4 protein-coding genes are annotated in these 2,673 nt (G+C 43.4%); 1 reads left to right on the top strand and 3 read right to left on the bottom strand.

Features of this window, described 5'->3' with window-relative positions; all coding sequences use genetic code 11:
* The 3 genes from BP896_RS06515 to BP896_RS06505 form a co-directional block, all read right to left on the bottom strand.
* Positions 1–713 (bottom strand): hypothetical protein (locus BP896_RS06515; protein WP_291766889.1); only part of this gene is annotated, 713 nt, incomplete at its 3' end.
* Between the two features lie 8 nt (positions 714–721).
* On the bottom strand, positions 722–967 hold the full coding sequence (locus tag BP896_RS06510) for a hypothetical protein (protein ID WP_291766888.1): 246 nt from the start codon (positions 965–967) through the stop codon (positions 722–724).
* Positions 960–1,670 carry a hypothetical protein gene (locus BP896_RS06505; protein ID WP_291766886.1) on the bottom strand — a complete coding sequence of 237 codons (711 nt, stop codon included), beginning with the start codon at positions 1,668–1,670 and terminating at the stop codon, positions 960–962. The genes BP896_RS06510 and BP896_RS06505 overlap by 8 nt, the downstream gene beginning before the upstream one ends.
* Before the next feature lie 86 nt (positions 1,671–1,756).
* Here BP896_RS06505 and BP896_RS06500 point away from each other — a divergent pair, with 86 nt between their 5' ends.
* Complete coding sequence (locus tag BP896_RS06500) at positions 1,757–2,545, top strand: hypothetical protein (RefSeq protein ID WP_291766884.1); 789 nt, start codon at positions 1,757–1,759, stop codon at positions 2,543–2,545.
* Positions 2,546–2,673: the final 128 nt, after the last annotated feature.

The raw sequence follows: 2,673 nt of genomic DNA, 5'->3' as shown, positions 1-2,673 counted from the left end.
TTGACTTCATAGTAGCCGGAGGCATTTGTTGAGGCGGTGGCCACTGGCGCATCATTCACCATGATTAATATGTGCTCATTGGGTAGGCCTGTACCGTTGCTTAAGGTTAACCTACCGTAAACCAGTAAGCTTGAACCAATTAAGGCACTACCACTGCTTAGGCTAATGGTTACTGTAGTTAAGTTAGCCCCAGTGACATTGGCTAAGGTGCCTACTAGTTGATTAGCTGAATTACCTAAGGCAACATTAATGTACTGGGCGATCATAGCCTTAATTAGGCTACTGATGTTTAATCCGGCTAGGGATTTAGTAATATTGATTATTGAACCTAAGGCGCTGGCGTTTATTAATGGTAATGATGGTGCAATTAATTGAATTAGGCTTGAGCTTACGTAACCGCTCTTAACGTACTCATTAATAACGTTAATCAATGGCCCAGCGTCAACTGGTGGTGATTGACCCATTGAGTATGCTAACTGAGCCGCGTTAAGGAAGTTAACCATTAGCGTTAATTTAGCTGAATTAATGTGGCTTAAGGATTCATTAAACCCAGCCAGTAATTCCTTAATATCATTAATGCTTATGACTTGTTGGGCTGATTCAGGGTTAATTAGGCTTGGGCTAATAGTATGCACCCAAAGTGGCTTGGCGTAGGCCATAATAATCACTAATGCGGCCACAGCCACTGCAGTGTAGATTGAGTTAAGCCTCATGATCCCACCTAACCCAGTATCTGCATCACCTTAATTACAGCGAAGTACGTGAAGGCAGCCACCAGTAATGCCGACATGATGAAGTGAATCCTCCTAACCCTCCTGGGCATTGGCTCAGCAAGGAGCATTGATGTTAAGTAAATTATAGCGTATATTGATAAGTATACGCCTAGCGACTCAACGTTAAGGTACTGGAGGAAGGCGGTAATAATGCCGGTTAAGGTTAATTGAATTATTAAAGCCTGCTTAAGCATTATTAATCACCCCAAGCCTAACCAGTAGGCTACGCCCACTTGTGGACTCCTCCTTAATCATTATTGGCTTATTGATTACTTCAGCAGCCACTGAGGCCACTATTGAGGCTAGTGTTGAACCTAAGGCAACCCTGATTATTGAGTCACCGTAGAGGTCAATGGGCCTTAAGCCACTTAACCTAACGGCAACCTCCCCACCTGACTCAGCCACATCAATACTCTTGGCTAAGGATAATTGATTAACAATACAGTTAGATAAGGATACAGTTAAGTCACTGGTTAAGGCGCCAGCATCCCTACATATGGCAACAGCCCTTGAACCCGGTGATGATAGTAGGAGCCCCCTTAAGCCAGGCCCATATATGGCTAAGGGCTTACCAACAACGCTTAATTTACCCACCTTATCTATTGGTGCCGAGGGTATTAGTACGCTTACCTCACCATTGCTTATGCTTGAGGGTAGGTAAACACCCTTATTAACTAATCCAGCTGACTCCACTAATGCAGCCACATTATCCCAGGCCGCTGAGGCTAAGTGTGCTATAACCTGCTCCAGTGAACCCTCATCCCAGTAAGCCAGTAAGCCAACGGCAATCATGGATAAGCCAATCATTATTAATGGCGTTAAGCCAGGCTCAATGTAGCCGAGGACTATTAATACTACTCCAAGCACAATTAGCGATGGGGCGGCGTCACTATGCACAGTGGGTTAACCATGGCCTCCTTTTAAACTTAATTAAGTTTAAGGTAATTAACGCATTTAAAATACGGTAAAGCAGCCACACCTTAATGCAATTAAACGCCACTGCGCTAGCAGCCTACGGTAAGATAATTGAGGCAAGTAACCTAGGCATTAATGTTAAGCCTTATGTTGAGGCCTTTAATAATGCCTTAAACTACTCCATGAGTGGTAATGATGATAAGGCCATAGCCTTACTAACAGGCATTAACGTTAACTTAAGTAGGCTAATTAGCGCCAAGCTATACACCATGGCTATTACTGCAGCCTTAATTGCAGCATCATTGATTACTGTATTAGCCCTAGTAATATTGTTTAGGGGTAGGTTAAGGGATGCTTTAATAAACTTAATCACTAATGTTTGGCTTAGGCTGAGGGGAGAGGATTACGTGTACCTAAGCAATACCCCCAGTGAGGAGGTGGAGTACTTGATTGGCATAGTGTTGGGCATAGTGCTTATACTAGCCGTATTCGCTTACTTAAGCTACGAAATACCCCTATGGTACCAGTTTGAGGGGGTGGGTATATTAACGAGTAGTGGTTTTGCGAATTACCCGAGTAATGTACCAGTTGGCAGTAATGTAACTTTAATTGGCTTAGTTTACAGCCACCGCAGTGAACCATCATGGTATGTGGTGTACGTTGAGTTGAATGGGACTGTGATTAAGGCCTACAGTAGGTTAATGACCTTCAACCAGACTTGGTTATTCCCAGTAACCCTAAGCCTAAGTAAGCCAGGGCGCTATAATTTAACACTGGCGCTTTACATTATTGAACCTGAGGGTAACCTTAAGTACACTGGCGTTTACGCTAGGTTACTCATGCAATCTGAACATTAGGCTAGTGATTTAGCCTAGGGCAATTTAAAGGTAATGAAATTCTGCTGAAGCATATATATGACTCCATTAACTAAGCCCAAGCATGATGGGGGAGCGCCAGTAGTATTGCCAGGGAACTGAAGGGAAAT

Source organism: Caldivirga sp. UBA161, assembly GCF_002506515.1.
Classification (GTDB): Archaea; Thermoproteota; Thermoprotei; order Thermoproteales; family Thermocladiaceae; genus Caldivirga.
The sequence above is the reverse complement of the archived record's forward strand: the minus strand, read 5'-3'. Positions and strand labels throughout refer to the sequence as shown.